Here is a 665-nt window from a genome sequence, read left to right as displayed (position 1 = left end):
CTGCGGGCATCAGTTACGTTAGCTTGAATATTGCTTAAGTTATTAATGGTGAAGTTCATCCGATTTTGCACCGCACCTAAATCGGCACGTTGGCCATCAATTTCAGAAATGGCAGCATCAATAACTGTGACCGCATTTTGTGAACCCGCATAAGATGTAATATCAATGTCATTTACGGCAGTATTACCAGAATCCGCTGCACCGATAGTAAAGGCTGCTGAAGGGGCCGTAGCTTCAGTCAAAGCTAATGTACTTTCATTATTTAAAATACCTTTCATACTGAATCCAGTACCTGCAGCATCAAGCTCCGCAAACACTCCTGTAGCCTGTGACGCTCCATTTAAAGCATTATTAATTGCGTCGACCGCACCAGCCGCATCTGTTACTTTCGAAAAGTCAACGGCTAAATCTTCAGTTGCAGCAGTAGTATTTACTTTATATGCAAAAGAAAAAGTTGTATCAGCAATGACTGCTGTAGTTTCTGTAGCATCATAAGTACCAACAACACTCTTACCTTCCTTTCCAATTGCATCAGCAGAGATATCACTAAGGCTTACTGAAATGGTTTCATTGGCATTTGAACCCACTTGGAATGATTGTGTGCCGTAATTACCATTCAATAATTTCTGGCCACCAAAAGAAGTGGTATCAGCAATACGGGTTAA

The 665-nt window shown here is 41.2% G+C and carries 1 protein-coding gene; it reads right to left on the bottom strand.

Features of this window, described 5'->3' with window-relative positions; translation table 11 throughout:
• The coding region (locus AB4140_RS19810; protein WP_372002359.1) for a flagellin at positions 1 to 665 on the bottom strand (665 nt) is incomplete at both ends.

It is taken from the genome of Shewanella sp. 10N.286.51.B2 (assembly GCF_041469265.1).
GTDB lineage: Bacteria > Pseudomonadota > Gammaproteobacteria > Enterobacterales > Shewanellaceae > Shewanella.
The sequence above is the reverse complement of the archived record's forward strand: the minus strand, read 5'-3'. Positions and strand labels throughout refer to the sequence as shown.